Source organism: uncultured Gimesia sp., from assembly GCF_963976445.1.
Lineage (GTDB): Bacteria > Planctomycetota > Planctomycetia > Planctomycetales > Planctomycetaceae > Gimesia.
Genome location: NZ_CAXBKP010000021.1, coordinates 97,502 through 122,744 on the forward strand (window position 1 = coordinate 97,502; position 25,243 = coordinate 122,744).

The window sequence follows — 25,243 nt, forward strand, 5'->3', positions numbered from 1 at the left end:
GTCTTTTAGGCCGACTTATGCGAATTCGATCAGGCCGAGGTTGGCAGAAGTTCGCGAATCGGTTTACCAAAAGGCAAAATCGGCACGGGACGCCCCTGGAGATCATGTAAAACATATTCATGATCAATTCCCAGATGACGGTAAACGGTCGCCCAAAGATCATTGGGTGTCAGACGTCGTTCAACCGGATACTCCCCCTTAGAATTCGTCGCACCAACCACTTGTCCGGTTTGCATTCCACCGCCGGAAACCAAAACCGACATCGCTTTCGGCCAGTGATCACGGCCGGGTTGCATCACCCCCGTTTGCGTTCCGCGCTGTACTGAAATTTTTGGCGTCCGCCCAAATTCACCAGTCACAACAAGCAACACTCTACGGTCCAAGCCACGTTGATAGAGATCTTCAATCAACGCCGAAACCGCCTGATCATAAGGAGGCAAACGCCAATCGCAGTCTTTAAACAGATGCGCATTCACGGCATGCGAATCCCAGTTATAAGCAGCCGTTTTGGGTGTTGGTTTCCCAGGGAATGGATGTTCCCAGACCATCGTGACAAATCTTACGCCTGATTCAACCAGCCGTCGTCCCAGAATGGCACGCTGGCCATAAGCATTCCAGCCATAGCGATCACGGATTTCTTTGGGCTCTTTTGAAAGATCGAATGCGTTACGCACCTTTTCGCTGGTCAGCATATCGATGGCCTGTCGATTAAAGCTATCCATCGCTTCCATTGAGCCGCTCTTATCGACGTCACGCCGGAATTTGTCAATTCCTTTCAGCATGGCAATCCGATCATCCAGCCGATTTTCCATCGCAGCTTTTACGCCAATATTTTGTACTTTGAAATTAGGATCGCTGGGATTGCCGGCTACCATGAAGGGAGTCGATGAGGGACCGAGATAAGCCGGTCCCATCGCAAAAGTATCGATGTTTGCTCGAGAGGAATCCACTTCAGACACACAGACCGGCATTTCGTTGCCATTTTTCTCCAGCATTTTTTTCACAATGCTACTGACAGCGGGAGCGTCGTTAACAGTTCCCACCGGTGATGCAGGAACACGGCCCGTCATCAATCGTTTGTGTCCGCCACCATGATCGGCAAATTCATGATGAATGGAGCGAATCAAGGTGAACTTGTCGGCAACCTTTGCATGCTGGGGAAGCATTTCACAAACATCGAGACCGGGCACGTTGGTCCGTATTGGGGCCAATTCGCCCCGATACTCCACTGGTGCCCCTGGTTTCATGTCATAGGTTTCCATATGAGGTGGACCGCCGGGAAGCCAGACGAAGATCACCGATGTGTCTTCCGAGGAATCTCCCCCCACTTTCGCCAAAGCCTGCTGACGGAGCAAGTCGCACATCCCCAGACCAAGCATGCTCGATCCACCAATTTCGAGGAACGAACGACGTTTCATGGGGCCTGCGCAGCGACCTTTTGAGGAGCTCACACTCATTATTATCTTCCCAATTGAAAAAATCTCGTTTGATACTTCTCAACAAACACACATCAACGTATTGTAATGTATATTGCATCGTTTAGAATAGAAATTCAAGTTCAATTTATTTCAGAATCTCCTGGAATTAAAATTGAAATCAGTCAATTTGTCGTTAAAGACGGTTTTGTAGCCAATTTAGGCTTTTTTAGTCAGCCCGGTTCTAGCACTGATTAGATGCAAATCCGCTGATTCGAAGACTTTGGGAAGACTTATGAAATTCAAATCCATACTTCTGATGCTCGCTTCCTGCTTGGGAGTTCTGTCTGGAGGGGCTCCTTCTCAATCTTATGCCGCCCAACTTGCTGGGTATATTCCGAATCAGGCACAGACGATCGAATTAAGCGATCCGGACGCACGGCAACAGTTACTGATAACCCTTAAAGAAAAACCGGGAACAGTTCGTGATTTAACACGAAAAGCAGCCTACCATGTTGAACCACAGGGAATTGTCCAAGTCAGCAAAACGGGTTACGTGACACCACTTGCCAATGGCGCGGCTACGATTACTGCACAGTTTTCATCGGCCACACCTCTGGTCATTCCAGTGCGAGTCTCCTCTTTTGAGAAACGACGTCCCGTCAGTTTTTATAACGATGTCACGCCGCAATTAACTCGCGGAGGCTGTAACAGTGGCGCCTGTCATGGGACTCCTTCAGGAAAAAACAATTTCCATCTCTCGCTGCTCGGTTTTGAACCACTGAATGACTTTGAATATATCACGAAAGAATCACTGGGACGCCGCGTGAATCCAGGGGCACCAGAATTGAGTCTACTACTGCGAAAAGCGACTGGTAGTCTTCCGCACGGCGGTGGCAGCCGATTTAAACAGGATGGTGAAGAAGTCAAACTGATCAGTCGCTGGATCCAGGAGGGAATGCAGTACAACCCAAAAATAGAACGGGCTGTAGAACGGATCGAAATCTTTCCTCAAGTCCGCGTCCTGCCAGTCCATGCGACACAACAGCTCGTCGTAACCGCTTTTTTCTCTGATGGCACAACGCGGGATATTACCCGTATGGCAGAGTATAAACCTAACCAACCCAAGATGTCCGAAGTCGATAAGCATGGTGTCGTCCAACTCAAAGACCTCACCGGAACAACATCTGTGATGGTTCGCTTTCAAGAACATGTCGCCGTCTTTATGACAACAATTCCGTTAGGAAAGCCCACACCGAATCTGCCACAGCCTGAAAATTTTATCGACGAGCATATTTTCGCGAAACTGGCAGTGTTAGGCTTACCCCCCTCCCCTTTATGCGATGATTCCACATTTCTGCGACGGGTGACCTTAGACATCACCGGCAGAATCCCCACCCTAGCGCAAACTCAGACATTTTTATCGGATCAAAGGCCTGATAAACGTGCTCGAATAATTGACGAGCTGCTCGACAGTCCGGGCTATGCCGATCTGTTTGCTTCCAAATGGGCGGGCATTCTGCGAAATAAAGCAGGCGGCAACCTGGAACAGATTGCTCGAGAAACATTCGGCTTTCATTCCTGGATTCGAAGCAGTCTCTCGGCCAATAAACCCTACAATGAATTTGCCACAGAACTAATTACCGCACGGGGTAAACCGGGTACCAACCCGGCCGTTTCCTGGTACCGAGCTGTCAAAGATCCCAAAGACCAGATGTCGGACATCGCACAAGTTTTTCTGGGAGTTCGGATTCAGTGTGCTCAATGCCATCACCATCCATATGAAAAGTGGAGCCAGGATGACTTCTACGGGTTTCAGGCATTCTTTACCACGTTGGGGCGCAAAGAAGTTTACAAGCTGCCGGAAGATGACATCGTCTACCATAAGCGAATTGTAGCAGTTGCCAAAAACCCCAATACAAACCAGGACCTCAAGCCGACGCCACTTGATGGAGAGGCGTTAGAGATCCCGGCTCAACGGGACCCACGTATTGATCTGGCCAATTGGGTTTGTGCGCCGGAGAATCCTTTTTTTGCCAAAATCCTGGTGAATCGATACTGGAAACACTTTTTAGGCAGAGGACTCGTCGAACCGGAAGATGACATTCGCATTACGAACCCTGCGACTCATCCGGAGTTGCTGGACCAGATGGCGGAATCATTCGTCAAATCGAACTATGACTTGAAAGAAATCTGCCGCACGATCTGTAATAGTCGGACTTACCAGCTCAGTTCGTTTCCGAACGAATATAACAGGGACGACGATCAAAACTACGCACGGTATTTTCCGCGCCGCCTTTCTGCTGAAATCATGCTGGATGCGATGAATGACGCAGCGGGTGCAAAGAATAATTTCAATCATCAACCGGTGGGAGTCCGCGCGGTCTCATTGCCCGATGACTCGGCCAATGTCGAATCGTTCTTTCTGCGTGTTTTTGGACGCCCCCAAATGGATACCGCCTGTGAGTGCGAACGAACAGCCAATGCCGACCTGGCCCAAAGCCTGCATCTGATTAACTCTGATACGATGCAGAAAATCCTGACAGCCTCCGATGGACGTGCACTTCAATTGGCACGCGACAAAAACAAGGATGATCGGACTCACATCACCGAACTGTATTTACACTCGTTATCACGGCAGCCAACTCAAAATGAACTTGAGACAGGATTAGCGCATCTGTCCAAGAAGCGAAAGCAGTCAAAAGCCGACCCTCAGAAATTATCACTGGAACAGGCTGAAAGAGAAGCCTACGAAGATATTATCTGGGTCGTCATCAATACCAAAGAGTTTTTATTCAACCATTAAATTCAATGAATGAATTCCCAATGAAGACAATGAAACAGAAAAAGTCTGGTGGCACTCGTTTTTTATTAATGATGTTGCTGACTGTGTCTTACCAGCAAACGATATTCGCTCAGCTTCCAACAGCGGATCTGCGGCGGATTCAGCCGTTTACTGCACCGGCGGGAAAAACCGTTGAGCTGACGATTTCAGGCTCCCACCTGGACAATGCTTCGGAACTACGATTTACTCATCCGGGGATCACCGCGAAACCCGTCATGTTGCCTGCCGATGATTTTCACCCTCAAGCTCGAATTCAAGGTTCTAAATTCACGGCCACAGTCTCTCCCGATGTTCCCCCCGGAATCTACGAAGCGCGCGTCGTTTCTTACCTTGGCCTATCCACGGCCCGACCTTTCGTCGTTGCAGCCGCTGACAGCCGGGAAGTCCTTGAAACAGGATCGCATGCGACACGTGAAACAGCAATGCCTGTCGAGGTCAATTCTGTCATCACAGGTGATGTCCCTTCACGGGGAATTGACTGGTATCAATTTAATGCGAAAGCAGGCGAGCGTGTGCTCGTCGAATTGACAGCAGAGCGGATTGATTCGCGACTGGATGGCCAAATCGTGGTTTACAATTCCGAGGGACGTGAAATTTCCCGCAATCGAGACTGGTATGGTCGCGATCCATTTCTTGAAGTTCATCCGGAACAAGACGGGACCTTCTTTCTGGCGATTTCGGATATTCTCTATCGTGGGGGATCAGAGCATTTTTATCGTTTGAGTATTTCTGACAAACCTCACATCGATTTTATATTCCCGCCCGCTGGCGAACCTGGATCACGAAAGACCTACACGGTTTATGGTCGTAATTTGCCCGGCGGCAGCTTTGGGAAATCCGTTTATCGAAATGGTCACAAGCTCGAATCAGTGGAAGTGGATATTCAACTGCCCGATGTGCCGACTCCCCCAGGCAGTTTCCAGCCGGGAACACCCCGCCAGGGCCTGCTAGATGGCTTTGACTATCAGATAGCGAATTCAAACTCAATCAAAATTGGTTATGCCACAGCGCCCGTTACGATCGAAAAACCGGAGCTCGACAAACAAACGGTTTCCGTTCCCACAGAAATCGCTGGACGATTTGATGAACCCAATGACGAAGATGTCTTTCATTTTCACGCAAAAAAAGGGAAGACGTACTGCATTGAGGTGATCGCTGATCGAATGGCTTCCAAAGTCGACCCCTCTCTGGAAGTCCATCAGATCACTCACTCCAAAACAGGAGAAACAACCTTCAAAATAGTCACAGAGAACGATGACTTGCCTTCGTTTTTCAGTACCGATAACAAAAATGCAATCAATCTCAACACAAACGATGCCGCGGCGACTTTTGTCGCAGAGCAAGATGGCGACTATGCAGTCACGGTCATTAACCAGTTTGGCGGTGGAGGAACTGCTGACCTGTACCGACTGGCGATTCGCGAACCAAAGTATGACTTCCAATTGATCGCAACAACAGAGCGGCCTCTGCCTACTGGAAGGACTGGCTACTCAGTCACCCCGCTCTTACGACGAGGAGCGAACTGGGGCGTACGAATTGTTGCACCACGCCAGGATGGATTTACCGGTGACATCGTAATCACCACTGAGAATTTACCACAAGGCGTGTCAGCGAAGCCTTTGACGTTGAGTAGTAAAACGGATCAAGGAATCCTGATCATTTCAGCCGACGAATCGGCCAAGTCCTGGTCAGGAGAGATCCGCATTGTCGGCAAGGCTCAGATCAGTAATCAAGCGGTGGTCCGCGAAGCGAAATTTGCTTCGCTGATCTGGGGACACATTTTTGCCGATGCGATTCGCGTACGATCGAGACTCACAATGCGCATGCCACTGGGGGTCAATGAACAGGAAGCAGCGCCCGTCGTTCTTTCACCAGTCGAAGAAAAAGAATGGACCGTTGAACTCAACCAGAAGCTGGAAATCCCGATTAAGCTCACAGGAAACGGGGCGCGAACTGGAAATCTGACGGTAGAATCGCATGAACTGTTTGGCATGTTACGTAGCCCTCCCACCGTCAATATTGGTGAGAAAGAAACCGAGGGAAAACTGGTCATTGATTTCAGGCCAACCGGGAATTTCAAAGTCGAACCGGGGCGTTATCAATTTGCACTATTGGGAGTCGGCGTGACCCAATATCAGCATAACCAGCCTGCCAGTATCGAAGCGGCTGCCGAAGTGAAACGTATCGAACAGCTGGTAGAACAAATCAAGTCAGAGGTTGCGCAGAAGAAAGCGAAACCCGATCAACTTGTCCGCGCAGAACAGGCGTTGGCGAAAGTAACGGCAACGGCAAATTCGACAAAAAAGAAAGCGACTCCCGCCAATACCAAATTTGCCGTCTGGTCAAAATTGATCACTGTTAATGTCACAAAACCGGCAGACAAAAAGTAAGCCGTTTTGCAGGCGGGGCGTTTTGCACCGCTTCGATGACGTTTGAGATCCCGTTGTTATTTCTTTCTGCCTTTTATCCTAAAGCGTTTCATTGCTTCTCTACGCGTCAACCCTTTGAACTTTCCCTGACGTAAAATGGCGTCTCGCTCAGTTTCAATACCTTGATCGCCTTGTTCTTTCATCCATGTTTTGAGCCTCTGATTTAATCGCTGTTTCACTTCTTTGTACTTTAAGTCCTCCGCCAGATTATTCATTTCAAGTGGGTCTGCATCACAATCATAAAGCTCGAACTCCGGACGTGTTTTATATTTCTCCACGAGTGATTTTGCTTTCGCGTCACCTGCTTTCCCCGCCTGGACCATCGACCGATAATAATCGGTATTCATACAGATATTAGAGAATTCAGCGTTGTAATTCAGATTCCAGATCAGACGATACTGTTTGTCACGCACGGTACGGATTGCATATTGATCACTGCCATTGATAATTCCTCTTGTGGTCATGATGCCATAAGTGAAATTTTTGTGATGATTTGTTTTGCCTTTCAATACCGGGAGGAAACTTGTCCCATCCAAAGCAGGATCTAAATCACCCCCAGCGGCGTCGACGAATGTAGGTGCGATATCGACATATTCGACCATTGCATCAGTGGTCGATGCGGGCTTCACTTTACCTGGCCAGCGGACGATCATCGCAGACTGCAGTCCGTTGCCATAGCAGGTCCACTTTGCAAAAGGGAATCCGTTGCCCTGCTCGCTCACCACCATGACCATCGTATTTTGACTCAGATGATGCTTATCGAGCAATCTCAAGATCTGTCCGACCTGATCATCGAAATAAGTTATCTCTGCCAGATAACGGCTGAAATAGTCTCTCACGAGGGGCGTGTCCACAATATACGACGGCAGTTTTATCTTCGCGGGTGGATATCGTGAAGCATCCCCTTTATTCCAAGGGGAATGTGGTTCGTTCGAGCAGGCAAATAAACAAAAGGGTGAATTAGAACTGCTTGAATTTGCAAACAGTTGATCGATGACTGCCATGTCCGGATTATTTTTCTTACCACTATATTCGAAGGGAAAAACTGTTTTCGGGCTGATATGTTTTTTTCCGGACAAAGCAACCCGGTATCCCAGTGGTTTCAGATAATGCGCGATACTTTGGGTGCCCGGTTTGGCAAAGGTATGATTTGGATACGCTCCCGATTTCACCGGATACAATCCTGTATAAATATTGTGCCTGGTGGGAGAACACATGGGAGCGGCTTGAAAACATTGCGTGAACTTCATTCCTTCGGTCGCCAGATGATCGATGTGAGGCGTGTGTGCCTGCCCACCATAGCAACCGATATCACGGAACGTCATATCATCGGCAATGATGAAAACAAAATTGGGTTGCACTTCCGCTTTAACAACGGGAGCACACAAAAGAAGAAGCAACAACAAACAAATTTGACCCCGACTTCGTTTTGGCATCAGACTCTCATTTTCTAAAAAGCATCGTTTTGATCAGAGAAACAGTGACTCTCAAGTAAAATATCGAGCCGCGAACTGCCAAACAAGCACAACACGGAAGAATGACTACTTGGTTTTTTAATACTTGAGCCACAAGACAAGCACACCACTTCCGTAGGCACAGGTAAACGTCACCAGTTTTAAGCATACAAAAAACAAAAATTTCCCTGCTGAATTCCTGTTGATCCGCCATTCCCACAAACCGATGGGAAGTGCGCCGATGGGTGCTGCGAGAAAGGCCCACTCGAAGACAAGGCTGAGACGACGGCAGAGCATAAAATACACGACAAAGACGGTCAGAAACCAGAGTACCGGCAGACGGTCTCGCCAGAAGGATGTTTTCTTCACATTACGAAATTGAACACGCGCCAGAACCGGCTCCAGAGCAATAAATAGACACAGCGGCCAGGTGAAAACAAATTCCTGTGTCCAATCACTGATCCAGGTTGTTCCCAGTGCGCCTGAAATAAAAGCGAGTGTTCGATAACCAACCGCCCAGACGCCCATCCGACGTTGAGCAGACACAAAACAGGCAGGAATGGCAGCCACAACAAAACTTCCCAGCAGCAGCCACAGACACCAGTAGAACCAGTTGACTAACCAGGCTGGTGATGGGATATCAAACGCATACTCCGGCTCCACCGTGAGAATTTGTCCTGCCCAGTCGTAATATATTTCTTGAGGAATGTCGGACAGGCTGAGCGTGGACTGATTCTCCGAAAGCAAAGCAGGATCCCCGACGAAGATACAAGCGGCCCGGGAATGGTTGCGTACAAAAACACAGCCACGATGCAGGATGGGAGGAGTCCAGGTTAACTCGCCCGTCAGCACGTTACACCGAGCCAGAATCTCACACTGCTCCGGATTGGCACGTAGTAAAATCAATTCGCCGCGTTCGTTAAACAGAATCAGTTTCCCATCCGCGACGATCAATCCTGCCTGACCTAATTCGCCTGACGTATCATTATTCGATCGATCCGGCCGCCCCGATCCCTGTTCCCATAGCGCTTTGCCGGTCATAAATTCGATGCAACGAAACTTCCCCCGCGAAGGGCGTTGTGTTTTTGACTGTGGATCAAAAATATCAAATCCATAAAGCTGATCACCAACCAGAACACTCGAAAGTACGTCATTGGATAACGTACGAGATCGCCAGATGTTTTTGAGGGGGACCTCTGGACTCAATTCTTCAGGCAACTCGAATAATTGCGAACCGGATTTAAACGGTGCTGCGATCCACAAATAGGGCTCACGATAGATCGGCCAGGCAGAATGCTCGTCGTAGCCTTGTGACAATTCGTGTTCGAGCAACACTTCCCCGGACCTGAGATCATGAATGACCACCGCATTTTCCAGATAACCGAGGATCAGTTGTCGTCCGTTTCGGACGATCGGCATGGCAGGATTGTAACTGGCAGGTTCATCACCAGAGGCCCAGACGGTCTTACCATCGGACAAGTTCAAGGCAACCATGCTCGCGCCCGGTCCTCCGACCGGCAGAAACACAAGATCATCCACGACAGTCGGGGAACAGGAGTAACCGAATCCAGCCCCCCCCTTGCCTTGAAATTCTTCTATCACATAGCGCGACCAGATCAGTTGCCCCGTGTCCGCATTCAGACACCCGACCAGTCCACTAGGCCCTGCAAATAAAAGACGCCCCTTAGCCAGGGTTGGCGTCGCCCGCGGACCTGGATAAACGCCTGCCAATTCATAAGGCCAGTCGTAGCGATACTCCCAGAGCGTTTTCCCGGTGCGTGCATCCAGACAATAGACATATTGACCTTGCAGAGACTGGGCTTGCGTATAAACCCGATTTCCTTGTGCAACAAACGCCGAATACCCCTGCCCTAAATCTTTAACCCAGAGAACAGGAGGCCCTTCCTGCGGCCAGCGATCAGCCAGATGAATTTCCGGGGAATGCGCATCATAATGAACGCCACGTACTGCAGGCCATCCTTCATCCTTGACCCCGGCTGGCAAAAACGGATTTTGATCCTCTGCCTTTACATTGACAGCAACCGCCGAAAGAAACAACACAATCCGAAACAGGAAACTCAACCCCTGGCGGAATGTTCGTCCGTTCTCCGATTCATTCAATCGTGGTGAGAAGATCACAGAAAACCGATCGTTAACTACAGAATAGAACTGTTCATCGTTTGTTGCAAAGAAGTGCAATACTGTCTGACATGAATGGCGGGTTGAATCCAGCAACGCTGCCACTGGCTATTCTGTGTTAATCGTTCTGCTAAATCAATTAAATAATCAGTACAGAACGTGAAAACATTTCTGTCGCGACTTGAGCAAGTGACTTAAATCTCTGAATGAATTCTTTGTAGAGATCTTATTTTGTTACATCAGCTAAGAGTTTCCTCACCAGCATTTTTGATAAACTGGGGTACTTTGTGATTTACACTGGAAGTAATTCCGCTGCACTATCATAGGACTTGTTTTTGACGAAGAATTGAGCCAGACTCTAATCTTATCATGTCTGGATTATTGGATCTCGGAGAAAGACTATGATTCATAAACCGCTAACCCAAATAGCGCGCCTGCTATTTTTGAATCGCCTGCCGATTCTCATTTTTTCGATTTTGCTCTGGGTAGTTCTCTGGGTAGTTTTCTGGGCAGTTACCGGCACCATATCACAAGCCGCGGAACCTACCCCGATTTTCTATGAATCGTCTGCTCAGAAGATCATTAAAGCCAAGTGCGTCCGTTGCCATAATCCCAAAACCAAAAAGGCCGGGCTTGACCTGAGTACCGCGCAGGGAATTCTTGCGGGAAGTGAATCCGGGCGGATCGTGCAGGCGGGAGATCCAGAGGCAAGTCTGTTATTCCAGATGATCGAAGCGGAGGAAATGCCGCCTGATGAGAAAGATCACCTCAGCAAGAATCAATTAGAATCGCTGCGTCATTGGATCGCCGGCGGTGCGAAGTTTCGGGAAGCAGTCTCATCCGCGCCAGCGGTCACGCAACATGATATTGTGCCCCTGCTCTATTTGCGATGTGTCGCCTGTCATGGTGGCCGTCGGCAGGAAGCGGGCCTTGACTTGCGTACAAAGGAGTCGATCCTCAAAGGTGGGAAGTCCGGACCTGCGCTGGTTTCGGGAAAACCGGAAGAGAGTCTGATCATCCAGCGAATCAAGTCCGGCGAGATGCCACCACGACGGAAGCTGGTTTCAGTCAGTGTGAAACCGATGGAAGCCAACGAGTTGGATTTGCTCTCACAATGGATCACACTCCAGTTACCTGAGCAGAAAGAGAACCCGGTCGATGAAACGAGGTTGTCTGATTCGCTGGTATCGGACAAAGATCGAGAATTCTGGTCGTTTCAACCTCCCGCCCAAGTACAACTTCCTCAAGTCAAACAACGTGACAAGGTTAAAAATCCCATTGATGCATTGATTCTGCACAAACTGGAAGCACGGGGACTGACACTCGCTCCGACAGCAGGCAAGCGCACACTGATCCGCCGCCTGTATTTTGATCTGACCGGCCTGCCGCCGACGCCGAATGAAATCAATCTATTTCTCAATGACACTGATCCGCTCGCGTATGAAAAACTGGTGGATCGACTGCTGGCATCGCCCCGCTATGGGGAACGCTGGGCACGTCACTGGTTGGATGTCGCCGGTTATGCTGATTCAGAAGGGGCTCAGAACCAAGACAAAGTACGGCCGCACATGTATCGCTACCGCGATTATGTCATTCGTGCGTTCAATCAGGACAAACCTTATTCCCGTTTTCTGATGGAGCAGATCGCCGGCGATGAACTCGTCGATTATCAATCTAAAGAAATCACACAAGAAGCCTATGATTGTCTGGTCGCGACTGGTTTCCTGAGGACCGCTCCTGACCGGACCTTTGCCAACATTACCAATTTCGTGCCGGATCGCCTGGAAGTCATCTCTGATGAAATGGATATTCTGGGGTCGGCCGTGATGGGATTGACATTAAAATGTGCGCGATGCCATTCCCACAAGTTCGATCCCATTCCGCAACGTGACTATTACCGCCTGACGGCGATCTTTAAGGAAGCGTACGATGAGCACGACTGGCTGAAATCACAAGGGCCACGCACGCTATCGCATGTAATGCCAGAAGAACGCAGCCATTATGAAAACCATGAGAAACAATTGACAGCACAAGTAGAGCAGATCAAGCAAGCGTTAAATGATCTCACTGCCAAAACCCTGAAAGTGCAACGGGAGAAAAAAATTCAGACGTTGCCAGACATGGATCGAAAACAGATCTTAATTGCCTTCTCGAATGACAAGTCATTACATACGGCTGAGCAGACGAAACTGTTGAAGAAGCACGAACAACTAATCAAGATTGCCCCGGAAGAACTTAAGAAACTCAATCCCGAATATCAACAGATGTCTGAGAAACTACAGACTCAGATCAAAACAGTTGAAGCGAAACGCATGTCGGAACCCCGCATTCGGGCACTGTGGTCGCGTGGGTCCCCTTCTCCGTCTTATATTTTGAAGCGTGGCAATTATCTCACTCCAGGGCGGCCCGTTAAACCGGGTGTGCCTGCGGTTCTCACAAAAAGTAGTCAACCATTTGGAATCACCACTCCAGACAAAAAAGGAAAACCAGTCGGACCTCGTCTCGCCTTTGCTCAGTGGTTAACCCAGCCAGATAACCCTTTGACAGCGCGAGTGATCGTCAATCGAATCTGGCTGCATCATTTCGGAAGAGGCATTGTCAATACGCCGGGCAATTTTGGTCATGCGGGCGAACGACCTTCTCACCCGGAATTGCTGGATTGGCTTGCCAATGAGTTTGTGCGTCAGGATTGGAGCCTCAAAGCCCTGCATCGATTAATGGTCACATCGAATACGTATCGACAGAGTTCGGTTATCAGCGAACAGGCACTTCGGCTTGATCCTGATGGACGTCTTTTTTCGCGGATGCCGTTGAAGCGAATGGAAGGGGAAGTTCTCAGAGACACATTACTCTACCTTTCCGGCCAGTTAGATGAAACTCCCTTTGGCCCGGCTGATCCGGTCGAGGTTCGCCCCGATGGCCTGGTGACGTCGAAACGATCTGACCGTGGCTGGCGACGAAGTATTTATGTACTCCAGCGCCGCACACAGATCCCCACCCTGCTGGATAATTTTGACTCCCCGCAAATGGGACCGAATTGTCTGCGTCGGGGTGAGTCACTTGTCGCACCGCAGGCGCTACATTTAATGAACGATCAAATGGTCCATCAGCTGGCGGTTCATTTTGCAAACCAAATTCAGAAGGCAGCAGGAACCGATCTGCTGCCGCAAGTGAGACAGGTTTATCTGAAATCGTTTGGCCGCAATCCGACTGCAGCAGAGGAACAGATTGGTGTTGCCGCACTGAAACAACTGGCAGCCGAATGGCGCGAGACAAACCCTCAAAAGAAAGCGCAAACCGACATCACCCAAAAGGCGCTGGTAAATTATTGCCACGCGATCTTTAATCTGGCAGAGTTTCAATACATCGATTAATCGAACCAGCACAGCGTATCCCAAACGATCCAAGAGGAAGCGTCGTCACATGAAACAAAATCACGGCATTCTAAATCAAATCCCGAGACGCAGTTTTTTTCAACAAATCTCCACCGGTCTTCAGGGCGCGGCATTAACCTGGCTGTTACAGCAGGATCTCTATGCCGATTCAAAACCGCAGCCCCACCAGGAGACTCCCTCGTTCGGTCCGCACCATAAACCACGTGCCAAGTCAGTCATTCATTTATTTATGAATGGAGGGCCGAGCCAGATGGATCTGTTTGACCCCAAACCGTTACTCGATCAATTTCATGGTAAGCAGCACTTCGATAAAATCGCGGGGGAAGTCGAATTTCCTGAGCAAGCGGGTGCTCTGATGAGAAGCCCATTTAAGTTTGCCCAACATGGGGAATCGGGGATGTGGGTTTCTGACGTCATGCCTCACCTGGCAACCCAGGTGGATGAACTCACGTTGATTCGTTCGATGTATACCACCAATTTAACTCACGAACCCGCGCTCTACAAAATTCAGTCGGGCAGTGAGTTTCCAGGCCACCCGGCTCTCGGTGCCTGGACCTCTTACGGACTGGGAAGCGAAAATAAAAACCTGCCTGCTTATGTCGTCTTGGATGACCCACTCGGTCTGCCCGTCAATGGAATTGAAAACTGGCAGGCCGGTTTTCTGCCCGCACAACATCAGGGCACACGCTTCCGTGCAACGGGTTCTCCGGTGTTGAACTTGAAGCCCGGTTACGATCACCCCGAAGCGGTCTCCAAACTCGAGCGAGATTTGATTACGCGATTAGATCAAATCCATCAACGAAAACATGCACACCACCAGCAGTTGGAAGCGCGTCTTTCGACTTATGCTCTGGCAGCACGGATGCAGATTGCGGCTTCGGATGCACTCGACCTTTCACAGGAGACTGCAGAAACACAAAAAATGTACGGCATCGGTCAACCAGTCACTGAATCGTACGGGCGGAGATGCTTGATTGCCCGCCGGCTTGTTGAACGAGGAGTCCGATTCGTGCAGTTATTTATCAACAGTCAAATCTGGGATACGCACAGCGCGATTGGAACCAGCCTGAAAGATGCTTGTCAGCGGACCGATCAACCGGTGGCTGCCTTACTGAAAGATTTGAAACAACGTGGTTTATTAGACGAAACCCTCGTCATGTGGGGTGGCGAAATGGGCCGTCTGCCGATCGCCCAGCTGGCAGCAGATAAAGACGAACGCAAATCGGGACGCGATCATAATAAGAATGCGCTTTGCACCTGGATGGCAGGCGGCGGTGTTAAAGGCGGGCTGACCTGGGGAGCGACTGACGAACTGGGTTTTGCTGCCGTCGAAAACCGGGTCAGTGTGCCAGACTGGCACACCACAATGCTGCATCTCCTGGGCTTAAACCACGAAGAACTCTTTATTCCCAGAAATGGCTTGAACGAACGCCTGACTGGCGTGGGCAACAACCCACGTGTGATCAAGGAAATTCTGGCGTAACTCTGCCAGCATTAATTTTATCCCGCAGCTTTTAGTCGTTTAATTCAAACGTCAAGCCAGTTAGATCTTCTCCGGCAGGAACAGAGACAGTCAATTCTGACGTATCAGCGTTTGCATATTTTTTCGGAAGAAGATTCTTCGGAGGTGCTTCTGCTTTGGGATTGGGATCATAATTGGGATCATCCTCTGGCAGCGCTTGACTTGAACTGGCTGCTTCCAGCTTGGTAATCATCACCGTGTACTCTCCCGGCACAACGCCATCACTTCCTTCGAATGTCCCCATCTGAAAGGTACCTGTCTCATCCGTTCGGCCGTTTGCCGTTTGACCTTCTGGACCAGCAGGGCGAAATGTAATGACGGCACCTTCAACAGGCGTTCCCTGATACGTCACTGTTCCAAAAACAGAATTTCTTACCGGACGCGTGTCTTCAGCTCCACCACAACCAAGCAAGGAGGCAATCAAAACGATCGATAGACAGCCAGATACTTTTGTAAATTGATTACTTAAATTATTTCGCATCATATAACCTACTATCTAAACAAATACACACACAGATAAAGCAACAACTTTAATTAAGTTGTATCGCACAAATTAGAGGCCCCGTGCTGAATCATGCAGGGGAACATCACTGCAATCTCGATCAACTTTAATTATCATAGTTGGAATCATCAAGAAAGGAACTAGTATATTTAGTTGTCTTGGCTATATAATATAAAGAGTGAGATTAATATAAGTATGAGCAGCGTTCATGCTTATATTAATACCCTGAGCCTGAACGGGCTCTTCTCTTTGTGGGTGAGTGAGACATTGTTTTAATTTAAAATAGCTTCCCGCCTTCCTTTCCATCCGCGAACTTCATTCTGAATTATTTTTCCGGGAAATTATTTCCTGTATCCCTTTTTACAAAGCGCCGTAGTAGGGATCAAATCTATTTCGTATTTAAGAAGGAGAATCTTTGGTGAAGAGTTTATCGAAAAACATACGTAAGGGATTCACATTAATTGAATTGCTGGTTGTGATCGCCATTATCGCGATTTTAATTGCCTTGTTGTTACCAGCAGTCCAACAGGCACGAGAAGCAGCCCGTAGATCCACTTGCAAGAATAATTTAAAACAGCTCGGACTGGCACTGCATAACTACCACGATGTCTTCGGGATGTTTGTTCTGCGACGAGGAGGTACGGGTGGAAGCAGTTCTTCATCAAACGCTTCCCGTTTGAGTGGCTATGTCGGACTGCTGCCTTACATGGATCAAGCTCCTTTGTTTAACAAAATTGCTGCAGGAGATCCCACCGCTGGCACACCCATTTATCCCTTCGGCCCGTGTGCCTGGTGTGGCTGGAGCGGCTGGAATGTTACTCTGCCGATGCTGATGTGCCCGTCCGATAGTAGTAAACAGACGATTCGTGCACAGAATTATGTGTTTTGCTTAGGAGACTCTGCAACCGGCATCAATGGAACCAACTCGCGTGGGATGTTTCCGTCTCGATATGGAACACGAATTCGAGACATTACTGATGGAACCAGCAACACCATCGCCATGAGTGAGCATGTCCGCGCCAATTATGCGCCCAATGTAAGCAATGCCGGACGGAAACGAGTAGAAGGGATTGCCTTGGGTCAAGATCCCGCAAACAATCCTGGGTCCTGCATGACCTTGGCTTCAGGTTCGAAATGGGTCAGTGGAACTGAAGTCAAAGCGAAGCATGGGACCTCATTATGGGACGGACAGGCAGAACGTTGTGCTTTCATGACGATCCTTCCCCCCAATGCTCCTTCATGTGCCGCAGGCACAAATGTAAACGCGGACTCAGGCACAGCCGCGCTTGCCCCTTCCAGCCTCCATACCGGTGGCGTGCATGTCCTGATGGCCGATGGCGCCGTTCGCTTTGTCTCTGAAAATATTGATACCGGTGACTTAAGCCAGCCTAGCCCAAGTCCCACTACAACGATTTCCAGTCCTTATGGTACGTGGGGTGCTCTAGGAACAAAGGACTCAGAAGAAGTCATTGGTGAATTCTAAATCACAATTCTTAAATAAATCGTGATTGACACATTTTAAAAACCCTCTTCGCTCTCAGAGTGAAGAGGGTTTTTTTATATTCAGTTGGGTTCACAATAGAAAAAGCAACGAACCACTTCTCCTGACTCCTCTGGTGCAATCCCGTTTCATCCTGGTCATGACCAGGCATTCGCGGATCGCTATGATTCCCCCCTCTGACCTCTAGTTAATCCCCCAAATCAACTAGTGGTACGCACCAGCCAACAGACTAAAGAACAACGAATTCATAATAATGTATAGGTAAAAAACACTGACTGGTTACCGAACTGAACCCCTCCACCTGTTTGATCTCTCTGTAGCAGAAGCCAGTCAAGCCACTTAAAGCAACACATACGTTCACATGTCTTTCTCGATGAACATAATAGTAAAACTGTTAAAAAAAGAAGAATATGACATTTATTACAGTGGAAATGAACAGATGAATCAGGTAACTCTAGTACCTATGTAAACAATAGGCTAACTGAGTCAGGAGGGGTTTTAACCTGAATGGCTGTGTTTTTCCTACGAAAGAGTGTCCGCTATTTTGTGCGTTCATTCAACACTTTATTTCTACCAAACCATCTAAAATAATCCATCCCCCGCATCTTTTGATTGCCCTACAAGGAATGACAGAATGCTACTTACCAACTGGCTCAACACTCTTACTTCCCGCATCAAAAAACGCCCCCTCTTTCGATCCCGCGATCGCCGCGCGATTCGTCGACGCTGGCAGGCAATTGTCAATAACCAGATCTCAACCACGGAAGCGCTGGAAGACCGAACGCTGCTGACGACGTTTACAGTTTTGAACACCGATGCAGCAGGAGCCGGTTCATTAGCTGAGGCTGTCGCTCAAGCTAACGCCAGCGCTGGTTCAGACGAAATTGTATTTCAGGCCGGTCTCACAGGTACGATCAATGTTGGCGATACACTGTTAATAGATCAATCAATTAACATCAACGGCGATACAGACGGCAATAGAGCCACGAATGAAATTACAATCACTGGTGATAACAGCTTTACCGTGTTCCTTGTCAACAATGTTGATGGCCACGCTACGTTTTCAAATATGCGAATCATTGACGGGCTAGGCAATCAGACCATCGCCTCTAATTGGGGAGGCGCCATCGCCATGGTGGGCTCTGCCTCCCGTCCCATACTCACTCTGGATAATATGGAGTTTGATGGGAATCAGGCACTCTTTGGGGGAGCCGTAACCACGCAAAATGCAGACTTGTGGATTCGAGACAGTCTTTTCACAAATAACATCGCGACAGCTCCCGGCGCAAGAGGTGGCGCCATCGAACTCTTTAACAGCATCCCTGATCACATTGTATTCGAAATCACCAGTTCCACTTTTATTGGCAATCAAACAACAGGTGGTGGAGTCGGAGGTGGTGGCGGTGCCATTGCTTACAGATCCGACGGGTGTATTTTGAATATCAATGACTGCTACTTCGAAAATAATGTTACCAATGGCGGTGCCGGTGGTGGCGCAATTTCGGCCCAATGTCATGAATCTCCATCGGGTCGATCAAATGTACACACGATTCTGAATATCACTGATTCCCTGTTTGTAGGAAATCAGGCAACGAACGGAGCTAGCTCTGCCATTGGTGGTGCCATTCGAGCAGATGGTGGTGATCTTAATAACGTATTAGAAACGAGAATCACTGGATCGACCTTTCTGAATAATTCTGCTTCTAGTTCTGGAGGGTCTGGTGGTGCAATTGGTTTTAATGGAGGGGGACTCTTCGGGCCAGGGGGACTTGGTCCCGATGGTACTTTTGTGAATATCGCTACTATCCAAAACAGTACATTTTCGGATAATAGCGCCGAATTCGGAGGCGCCATTAATGCAAATAACACCATACTGACAGTCGATAGCGCAACTATTACCGACAATACTGCCAATGGAATGGTAAGTGGTACGGCAACTGGTGGAATCGCCATTTTCAGTAGCAACCACTTGGGAGAACTGCGTCTTGAGAATACAATCCTAGATGGAAACAGTGGCGCTCAAATAGCAACCTTAACCGGTTCCGAAACACAGATGACTTCATTAGGACACAATTTAATTAACGGAACTATGCTTGATGCCCCTGGTTATCTGTTCTCCACCCTGACTTCTGATATTATCGGGACCGCTGCCAATCTGGCTGCGTTAACGGCTAATGGTAAAACCGTTGGTGCTCCTGGCAATACAGCATACATTCAGACGCGTGTTCCCAATGCAGGCAGTGATGCCGTTAACAACGGAGCCACTTCGTTGAGCGTTGATCAATTAGGAACAACGCGGCCTGTGGGAGTCGCTGATGATATTGGAGCAGTCGAATTTGTGTTTAGCGGCCCTACCGTTGTCTACGTAGATGATAACTTCATTAACCCAACCCCAGGTCAGGATCCAGACGCAGGAGGTCCTGCCACCGAGTTTGGCTACGATGCCTTTGCCACAATTCAGGAAGCCATCGACAATGTTGCCGAAGGCGGCACGATCCATATTGCTGCGGGAACCTACGCCGAAAATGTGACCGTGAATAAATCCGTGACTCTGGACGGAGCCGGCACGACCGACACCATCTTTGATCACACCGGTGTCTTGTTTACAGTCACAGCAAGTAACGTGACGTTCCAGGACATGACACTGCAGAATGGTTCACAAGGAATTCGTGCTTACTTAGCAGCAGGTAACATTGCCAACTTGCACGTCGATAATGTGAATTTTGTCGACTTCAGTTCGCGCGGGATTGAAATTCATAATGCCACCACAGTGACCGATATGGTTGTCGAGAACAGTTTCTTCGATAATACCAATGTAGGTATCCGGCTTGCCTCAAATGCTGTCGGTAATGGGATTGATATCGATAATACGATTTTTGATACAAACTTACTCGGTTTTTATCAGGCCAATGATGGCAGCACCGGCAATGTGAGCGATCTCCAAGTTACCCACTCTGAATTCAGAAACAGTACTCATACAGCCGTCTATGCCGAAGAAATTCGCGATTCAACCGTCGATGACAACATCTTTGAAAACAATGCTCGTGACTTCGCCATCTACAAGGATTATACAGGAACTGGTATCGACGTTGAGAATATTCAGGTCTCTAATAATACGATGACCAATTCCGCTAGCACCTCCGTCAGAATCTGGATTCGCGGCAGTGGTCTGGCGAGTGACATTGACATTTTCGGCAACACAATCACCAGTAATGTCGGACTGATCGCGGATGAGTACGGCAAAATTGAAGTCACTCTTGATTCTGCCTTCACGCACGCGCCTGTTAATATCTACGAGAATTCTGTTACTTTATCAGGATCATTCGGCGCTGGTGCACCGGCCGTACATGGAATCAGGTTGCGTGGTGCGTCAAATAGCATCAACATTGAACGGAACTTACTCGATGGTGGTAATGTGGGCAGTGATGGTGGCACCCCTCTCTCTTCAGGGATCTATGTGACTACTGACGATGTGGATATGGGGGCGATTTCCTCAACCGCCGCCATTGATATTACCAATAATACGATCACTGGATTTGATAGCGGCGTGAGTGTCTTTGATGCGTTGGTACCAGTTGGATTCGGCGGACTGCCTGTTGGTGCCCAGCTGAATATCAATAATAACTCGCTGGCAGGAAACACAGCAGGTGTCACCAGCGGAGCGGGCGCAATCGTGAACGCCTCCAATAACTGGTGGGGTTCTACAGTTGAAGCGACTGTTGCTGGTCTGATGACCGGCGGTGTTGACTTCACTTCCTACTTGGATAACGCCAGCGATATCGATGGGGGAACAACTGGTTTTCAAGGTGATTTCTCCACACTGAATGTCACCGCACTAGGCAGCCAGACCGGACCAACGGGCCGTATTCAAGAAGCGATTGATAATGCAGCCTATGGTGCGACGATCCATATTCTTGCCGGAACCTATGTCGGAAATGTTGATGCTAGCGGAATTGATATTACTCTCGCTCCTGGTAACAGCCCCGGTCAGGTCACCATCAACGGTAACTTGACATTGAATGGCGACGATACACTCGACATCGAAATTAACAGTGCTGTCACGGGAACCGGCTTCGATCAGTTTGTCGTGAACGGAACCGTCAACTTAGGTGGTGCCGCGTTGAATCTGATCGATGGTTTTGATCCCTCAGAAGGGGATCAGTTTATCATCATCGACAATGATGATACCGACTCGGTTACAGGAACATATAACGGTCTTTCGGAAGGTTTTGAATTCGTTGACTTCCTGGGAGTGATGGGGCAAAGTGCGTATCTGACTTATGCGGGTGGCGATGGGAACGATGTTGCGATTGTTGTTGAAAACCCAACACCTGTAGTAGATCTCCCCGCCGATGGTAATCCCGATGATTACACCATCGCACTGGTAGGCGGAAATATCGTAATCACCGACAGTGTCACCGGAGACGTGATTTCTAATACTCCGTTAGCTTCACTCGGCGGACCGCTTGTCATTAACGGCGAAGACAATGAAGACGACACCTTAACGTTCGACTTGACCGGCATTGATGAAACGACTGGTTTGCAAATTGTGTTTCACGGTGGAGCCGGCGGTGATGATGATCTGGTTCTCACACGAACGGGCGCTCCCCTGGATTCGCTGGAACATGTTTTCCAAAATGCCAATGATGGTTTGATCTTCATCAATGGTCAGACTGATCCGATCATCACTTACACCGGTTTGGAGCCGATAACGGACCTGCTCGTCGTTGCGAACCGTACCTTTACGTTCACAGGCGCAGCCGAGACGATCACACTGTCTGATGATGGTGATGTGAATGATGGTGAGTCCTTTATTGACTCTGACTTCCTGGGGGAATCAGTCACATTTGCTAATGCGACAAATTCCCTAACAATCAATACCGAATTCGGCGGCGGCAGTGGCATCGATGCCGTTAATGTGGAAGGACTGGACGAGCAATTCAATGCGAATCTAACCATCAACGCAGGTGTTGATGACACTGTCACCTTCCAGATAAATGAAACAGACATTGGCTCAGGGAACCTGTCAGTCCTCAGTGGAACTGTTGAACTGGATGCCGATATTATTGCCGCCAGTATTTCCGGTAATGCTTCTACGGTCAATGTTCTTGGCTCAGTCGACGGTGCCGACCTGCAGGATGCTGTTGCGATCGCAGGAGTAAGCGCCACGATTAACGTCTCTGCAGGGACTTATCTGACAACAGGCACACTGAACTTGAATCAGGCGGTCTCCATCGTTGGTGCTGGTAAAGAAGATGTCGAAATTCGCAAATCCGGCGCTCCCACAACCTATGACGAAGTGATCCATATCTCAGCCAATGATGTCACGATCAGTGGTGCACAGCTGGGTTGGGAAACTCACACCGCAGTGACCGACTATCGTGGATATGTGGTTGTCACTACGGGAGACAATACAACTCTTAACAACCTGTTATTCGGTGACAACTATCGTAGTGCTGTCGTCTTTGAAAATGCCGACAATCTGGAAATTTCTGATTCCATCTTCGCAGGGAAATTCGGACGTGCTGCCATCCGGGATGGAAATAGCGGCAGTGGCGAAAACTTCCTGATCACCCGCAATGAATTCCGCGAAGACCATTTCCGCTGGGGACCGATCGCCATTGGACCACAGGGAACATTCGGCGATCCAAACAACGAAGCCTTCAGTGGTGAAATTTCATTCAACTATTTTGGAAACGGTTTGGAAGCGGGCGCGTTTCAGGAACAGGGCGATCAGAATTATACCGTCACGATTACCAATCAGGGTATGACCACGGATGGGATTGACATCATTCACAATACATTTGACTGGCAGGATTCTGCCACCACAAACGGTGTTGGTAACTTTGCCCAGTCTGGTGGTGTTTACTTTGATCCGGCACTCACCGTTTCGCCGGGATCGGTCAACATTACCGATAACATCTTTAACGGCTTCACGTATGATGGCCCTCAACCTTCGAATGATCCTTTGTGGAGCCCGGCCGGCGGCATGTTTGGTGGTGCACTGGAATTTGATGGTGTGGATGACTTTGGTCTATTCCAGGATGCACTCTTTGATGTCGGAACAGCAGGCACACTCAGTTTCTGGGTGAATATGGATGATCAGAGCCGTCGCAATCAATTCTTTGAAGGATTGAATAGTGCTGGTTTTGAATTCCAGTTTCGTGAAAACACGGGTGGACAGTTCTACGGTTCTCCAGGTCGCGCTGGCAATGGTGGAGATAATTTTGCCATTCAAGATGGAAGTGCCGGGGGAACGGAAAACGTCTGGCAGAATCTTCAATATACGTGGGACTTCAATGGTGGCGTGAACCCTGAAATGCACATCTTTATTGACGGGGTCGAAGTCGGCTACCTCAATACGACCTATGATTCAGATCTCACTCAGTGGGTATCTGCGGTCAGCACAGTAAGCCAATTGATCACCGTCGGTCGCGATGCCAGTGGAGACAGGCACTTTGATGGCCTCATGGATGACATCGGCTGGTTTAACGCCGCCCTCAATCAGACTGACCGCGATGCGATCAGGACTGGTGGTGTCGCCACACTGTCAGCAGATGCCCGGTTAATCGCCCACTGGGACTTCGATCAGGCTGCCGGAAATATTGCCGTCGACAATAAAAACGGCATTGTGATGCATATTGTTGCGGATGGGATTTCTCCCTTTGGTCCTGAGTTCCGACCAGGAATGGGACAATTCGGTGGTGCACTGGAATTTGATGGTCTCGACGATTTTGCCACCTTCCAAGATGCCTCATTCGATGTAGGCGCTCAGGGAACCCTCAACTTCTGGGTTAACATGGATGATACCGGAAAACGAAATCAGTTCTTTGAAGGTCCCGGCGATGGTGGCCTTGAATTCCAGTATCGCACGAACGGCGGTGGTCAGTTCTTTGGTCGTGTTCAAGATAACGGTGAATATACGATTGAAGATGGTGGGAGTTCGGCCTTCGCTGGCATGTGGACCAACATTCAATACACGTGGGATGCCAGTACCGGTGAAATGCGAATTTATGTCGATGGTGCGGAAGTGAGTTACCTGGCAGGCTTTGATCAAAATCTTGCTGGATTTGATCTCGCTCACTTTACTAACACAATCAGCGGTCTGATGAACGTCGGCCGTGACCCTGGCGACAGCAGTCGATTCTTTGATGGTCTGATGGACGATATTGGCTGGTTTAATACAGTTCTGACTCAGCCTCAGTTGGATGATATCAGAAACAATAGCGTAGGTGGTTCTACACTAAATGGTAGTCCAAATCTGATTGCCTACTGGAATCTGGATGACGCTCCTGGCACGATGATTGCTACAGGTGACAGCGGGACGACTATCGATCTGCATATTCAGTCACAACCTCCCCAGCCCCCAATTCAAGGCTTTGGAGTTGTTGCTCCTCTCGATGCGACAGTGTCTTACAATGTATTCAATGACAACGATCTGGATTCAAGCCTGACTCTGGACCCAACTAACGTCTTCGGAGATCCGCTGTTTGCCTATGAAAGCGATCCAGCATACGTTCCCACCGATTCCCTGGCAGAACAGTTTTCTATCGGCTTCGGTTCAACGGCTGTATTTAATTCGTCAGAATACGCCGTCGATACGAACACCCTTACGCCACACATTGGTGCCTTCCAGGATCTCACACTCTTCGGAACCGGTGATATCGTCATCGACGGCTCGGGTGAAAACGATCTGCTCGAACTGATGTTCACTGATGCCAATACAGCGACCTTTATCTTAACCACTGATGTTGGTGGAGCAGGAGAAACCGTTCTCGGACCGGTTATTTTAACCAATATCACATCGATCACCTTCAATGGGCTTCTTGGGGATGACTTATTGCGAGTTACCAACCCGGCCGGCGGTTTGCTTGATCCAGTGGATGGTCTCATCTTCAATGGAGGAACCGGCGGTGAAACGCTCGGCGACACCCTGGAGATCCTCGGCGGAACCGCAGGCACAGTAGAGCATCACTTTACGAACGACAATGACGGCAGCGTATTCTTTAATGGTGAAGGTGTCGCGACGATTACTTACACC

At 49.0% G+C, this 25,243-nt stretch carries 10 protein-coding genes; 6 read left to right on the forward strand and 4 right to left on the reverse strand.

The genetic code is table 11. The features are described from left to right. Positions 1-29: 29 nt before the first annotated feature. Positions 30-1,457 carry a DUF1501 domain-containing protein gene (locus tag AAC022_RS20120; protein ID WP_339733854.1) on the reverse strand — a complete coding sequence of 476 codons (1,428 nt, stop codon included), beginning with the start codon at positions 1,455-1,457 and terminating at the stop codon, positions 30-32. Between the two features lie 253 nt (positions 1,458-1,710). Here AAC022_RS20120 and AAC022_RS20125 point away from each other — a divergent pair, with 253 nt between their 5' ends. Together AAC022_RS20125 and AAC022_RS20130 are read left to right on the forward strand one after the other, a co-directional pair. After that, entirely contained in the window at positions 1,711-4,221 is a 2,511-nt protein-coding gene (locus AAC022_RS20125) for a DUF1549 and DUF1553 domain-containing protein (RefSeq protein WP_339733855.1), read from the forward strand. Positions 4,222-4,241: 20 nt separating this feature from the next. Next, complete coding sequence (locus AAC022_RS20130) at positions 4,242-6,650, forward strand: PPC domain-containing protein (protein ID WP_339733857.1); 2,409 nt, start codon at positions 4,242-4,244, stop codon at positions 6,648-6,650. Between the two features lie 56 nt (positions 6,651-6,706). Here AAC022_RS20130 and AAC022_RS20135 read toward each other — a convergent pair whose 3' ends face one another. Together AAC022_RS20135 and AAC022_RS20140 are read right to left on the reverse strand one after the other, a co-directional pair. Next, complete coding sequence (locus tag AAC022_RS20135) at positions 6,707-8,125, reverse strand: sulfatase (protein WP_339733858.1); 1,419 nt, start codon at positions 8,123-8,125, stop codon at positions 6,707-6,709. Between the two features lie 117 nt (positions 8,126-8,242). Further along, complete coding sequence (locus tag AAC022_RS20140; protein ID WP_339733859.1) at positions 8,243-10,282, reverse strand: PQQ-binding-like beta-propeller repeat protein; 2,040 nt, start codon at positions 10,280-10,282, stop codon at positions 8,243-8,245. A 401-nt stretch (positions 10,283-10,683) separates the two neighbouring features. Here AAC022_RS20140 and AAC022_RS20145 point away from each other — a divergent pair, with 401 nt between their 5' ends. Together AAC022_RS20145 and AAC022_RS20150 are read left to right on the forward strand one after the other, a co-directional pair. After that, entirely contained in the window at positions 10,684-13,656 is a 2,973-nt protein-coding gene (locus AAC022_RS20145; protein WP_339733861.1) for a PSD1 and planctomycete cytochrome C domain-containing protein, read from the forward strand. Between the two features lie 49 nt (positions 13,657-13,705). Continuing rightward, positions 13,706-15,160: a DUF1501 domain-containing protein gene (locus AAC022_RS20150; protein ID WP_339733862.1), complete on the forward strand. Its 1,455-nt coding sequence runs from the start codon at positions 13,706-13,708 to the stop codon at positions 15,158-15,160. Between the two features lie 31 nt (positions 15,161-15,191). On the opposite strand, the gene AAC022_RS20155 is transcribed toward AAC022_RS20150, so the two are convergent. Further along, complete coding sequence (locus AAC022_RS20155; RefSeq protein ID WP_339733864.1) at positions 15,192-15,683, reverse strand: carboxypeptidase-like regulatory domain-containing protein; 492 nt, start codon at positions 15,681-15,683, stop codon at positions 15,192-15,194. A gap of 436 nt (positions 15,684-16,119) precedes the next feature. Here AAC022_RS20155 and AAC022_RS20160 point away from each other — a divergent pair, with 436 nt between their 5' ends. Together AAC022_RS20160 and AAC022_RS20165 are read left to right on the forward strand one after the other, a co-directional pair. After that, positions 16,120-17,184, forward strand: a complete 1,065-nt coding sequence (locus AAC022_RS20160; RefSeq protein WP_339733866.1) for a DUF1559 domain-containing protein — start codon at positions 16,120-16,122, stop codon at positions 17,182-17,184. Between the two features lie 652 nt (positions 17,185-17,836). Further along, positions 17,837-25,243 (forward strand): LamG-like jellyroll fold domain-containing protein (locus AAC022_RS20165; RefSeq protein WP_339733868.1); only part of this gene is annotated, 7,407 nt, incomplete at its 3' end.

Excerpts from the sequence above, each read along its gene's own strand:
- AAC022_RS20120 (WP_339733854.1), bottom strand. The coding sequence starts at position 1,457 with ATGAGTGTGAGCTCCTCAAAAGGTCGCTGCGCAGGCCCCATGAAACGT.
- AAC022_RS20145 (WP_339733861.1), top strand. The coding sequence starts at position 10,684 with ATGATTCATAAACCGCTAACCCAAATAGCGCGCCTGCTATTTTTGAAT.
- AAC022_RS20125 (WP_339733855.1), top strand. The coding sequence starts at position 1,711 with ATGAAATTCAAATCCATACTTCTGATGCTCGCTTCCTGCTTGGGAGTT.
- AAC022_RS20155 (WP_339733864.1), bottom strand. The coding sequence starts at position 15,683 with ATGATGCGAAATAATTTAAGTAATCAATTTACAAAAGTATCTGGCTGT.
- AAC022_RS20150 (WP_339733862.1), top strand. The coding sequence starts at position 13,706 with ATGAAACAAAATCACGGCATTCTAAATCAAATCCCGAGACGCAGTTTT.
- AAC022_RS20135 (WP_339733858.1), bottom strand. The coding sequence starts at position 8,125 with ATGCCAAAACGAAGTCGGGGTCAAATTTGTTTGTTGTTGCTTCTTCTT.
- AAC022_RS20130 (WP_339733857.1), top strand. The coding sequence starts at position 4,242 with ATGAAGACAATGAAACAGAAAAAGTCTGGTGGCACTCGTTTTTTATTA.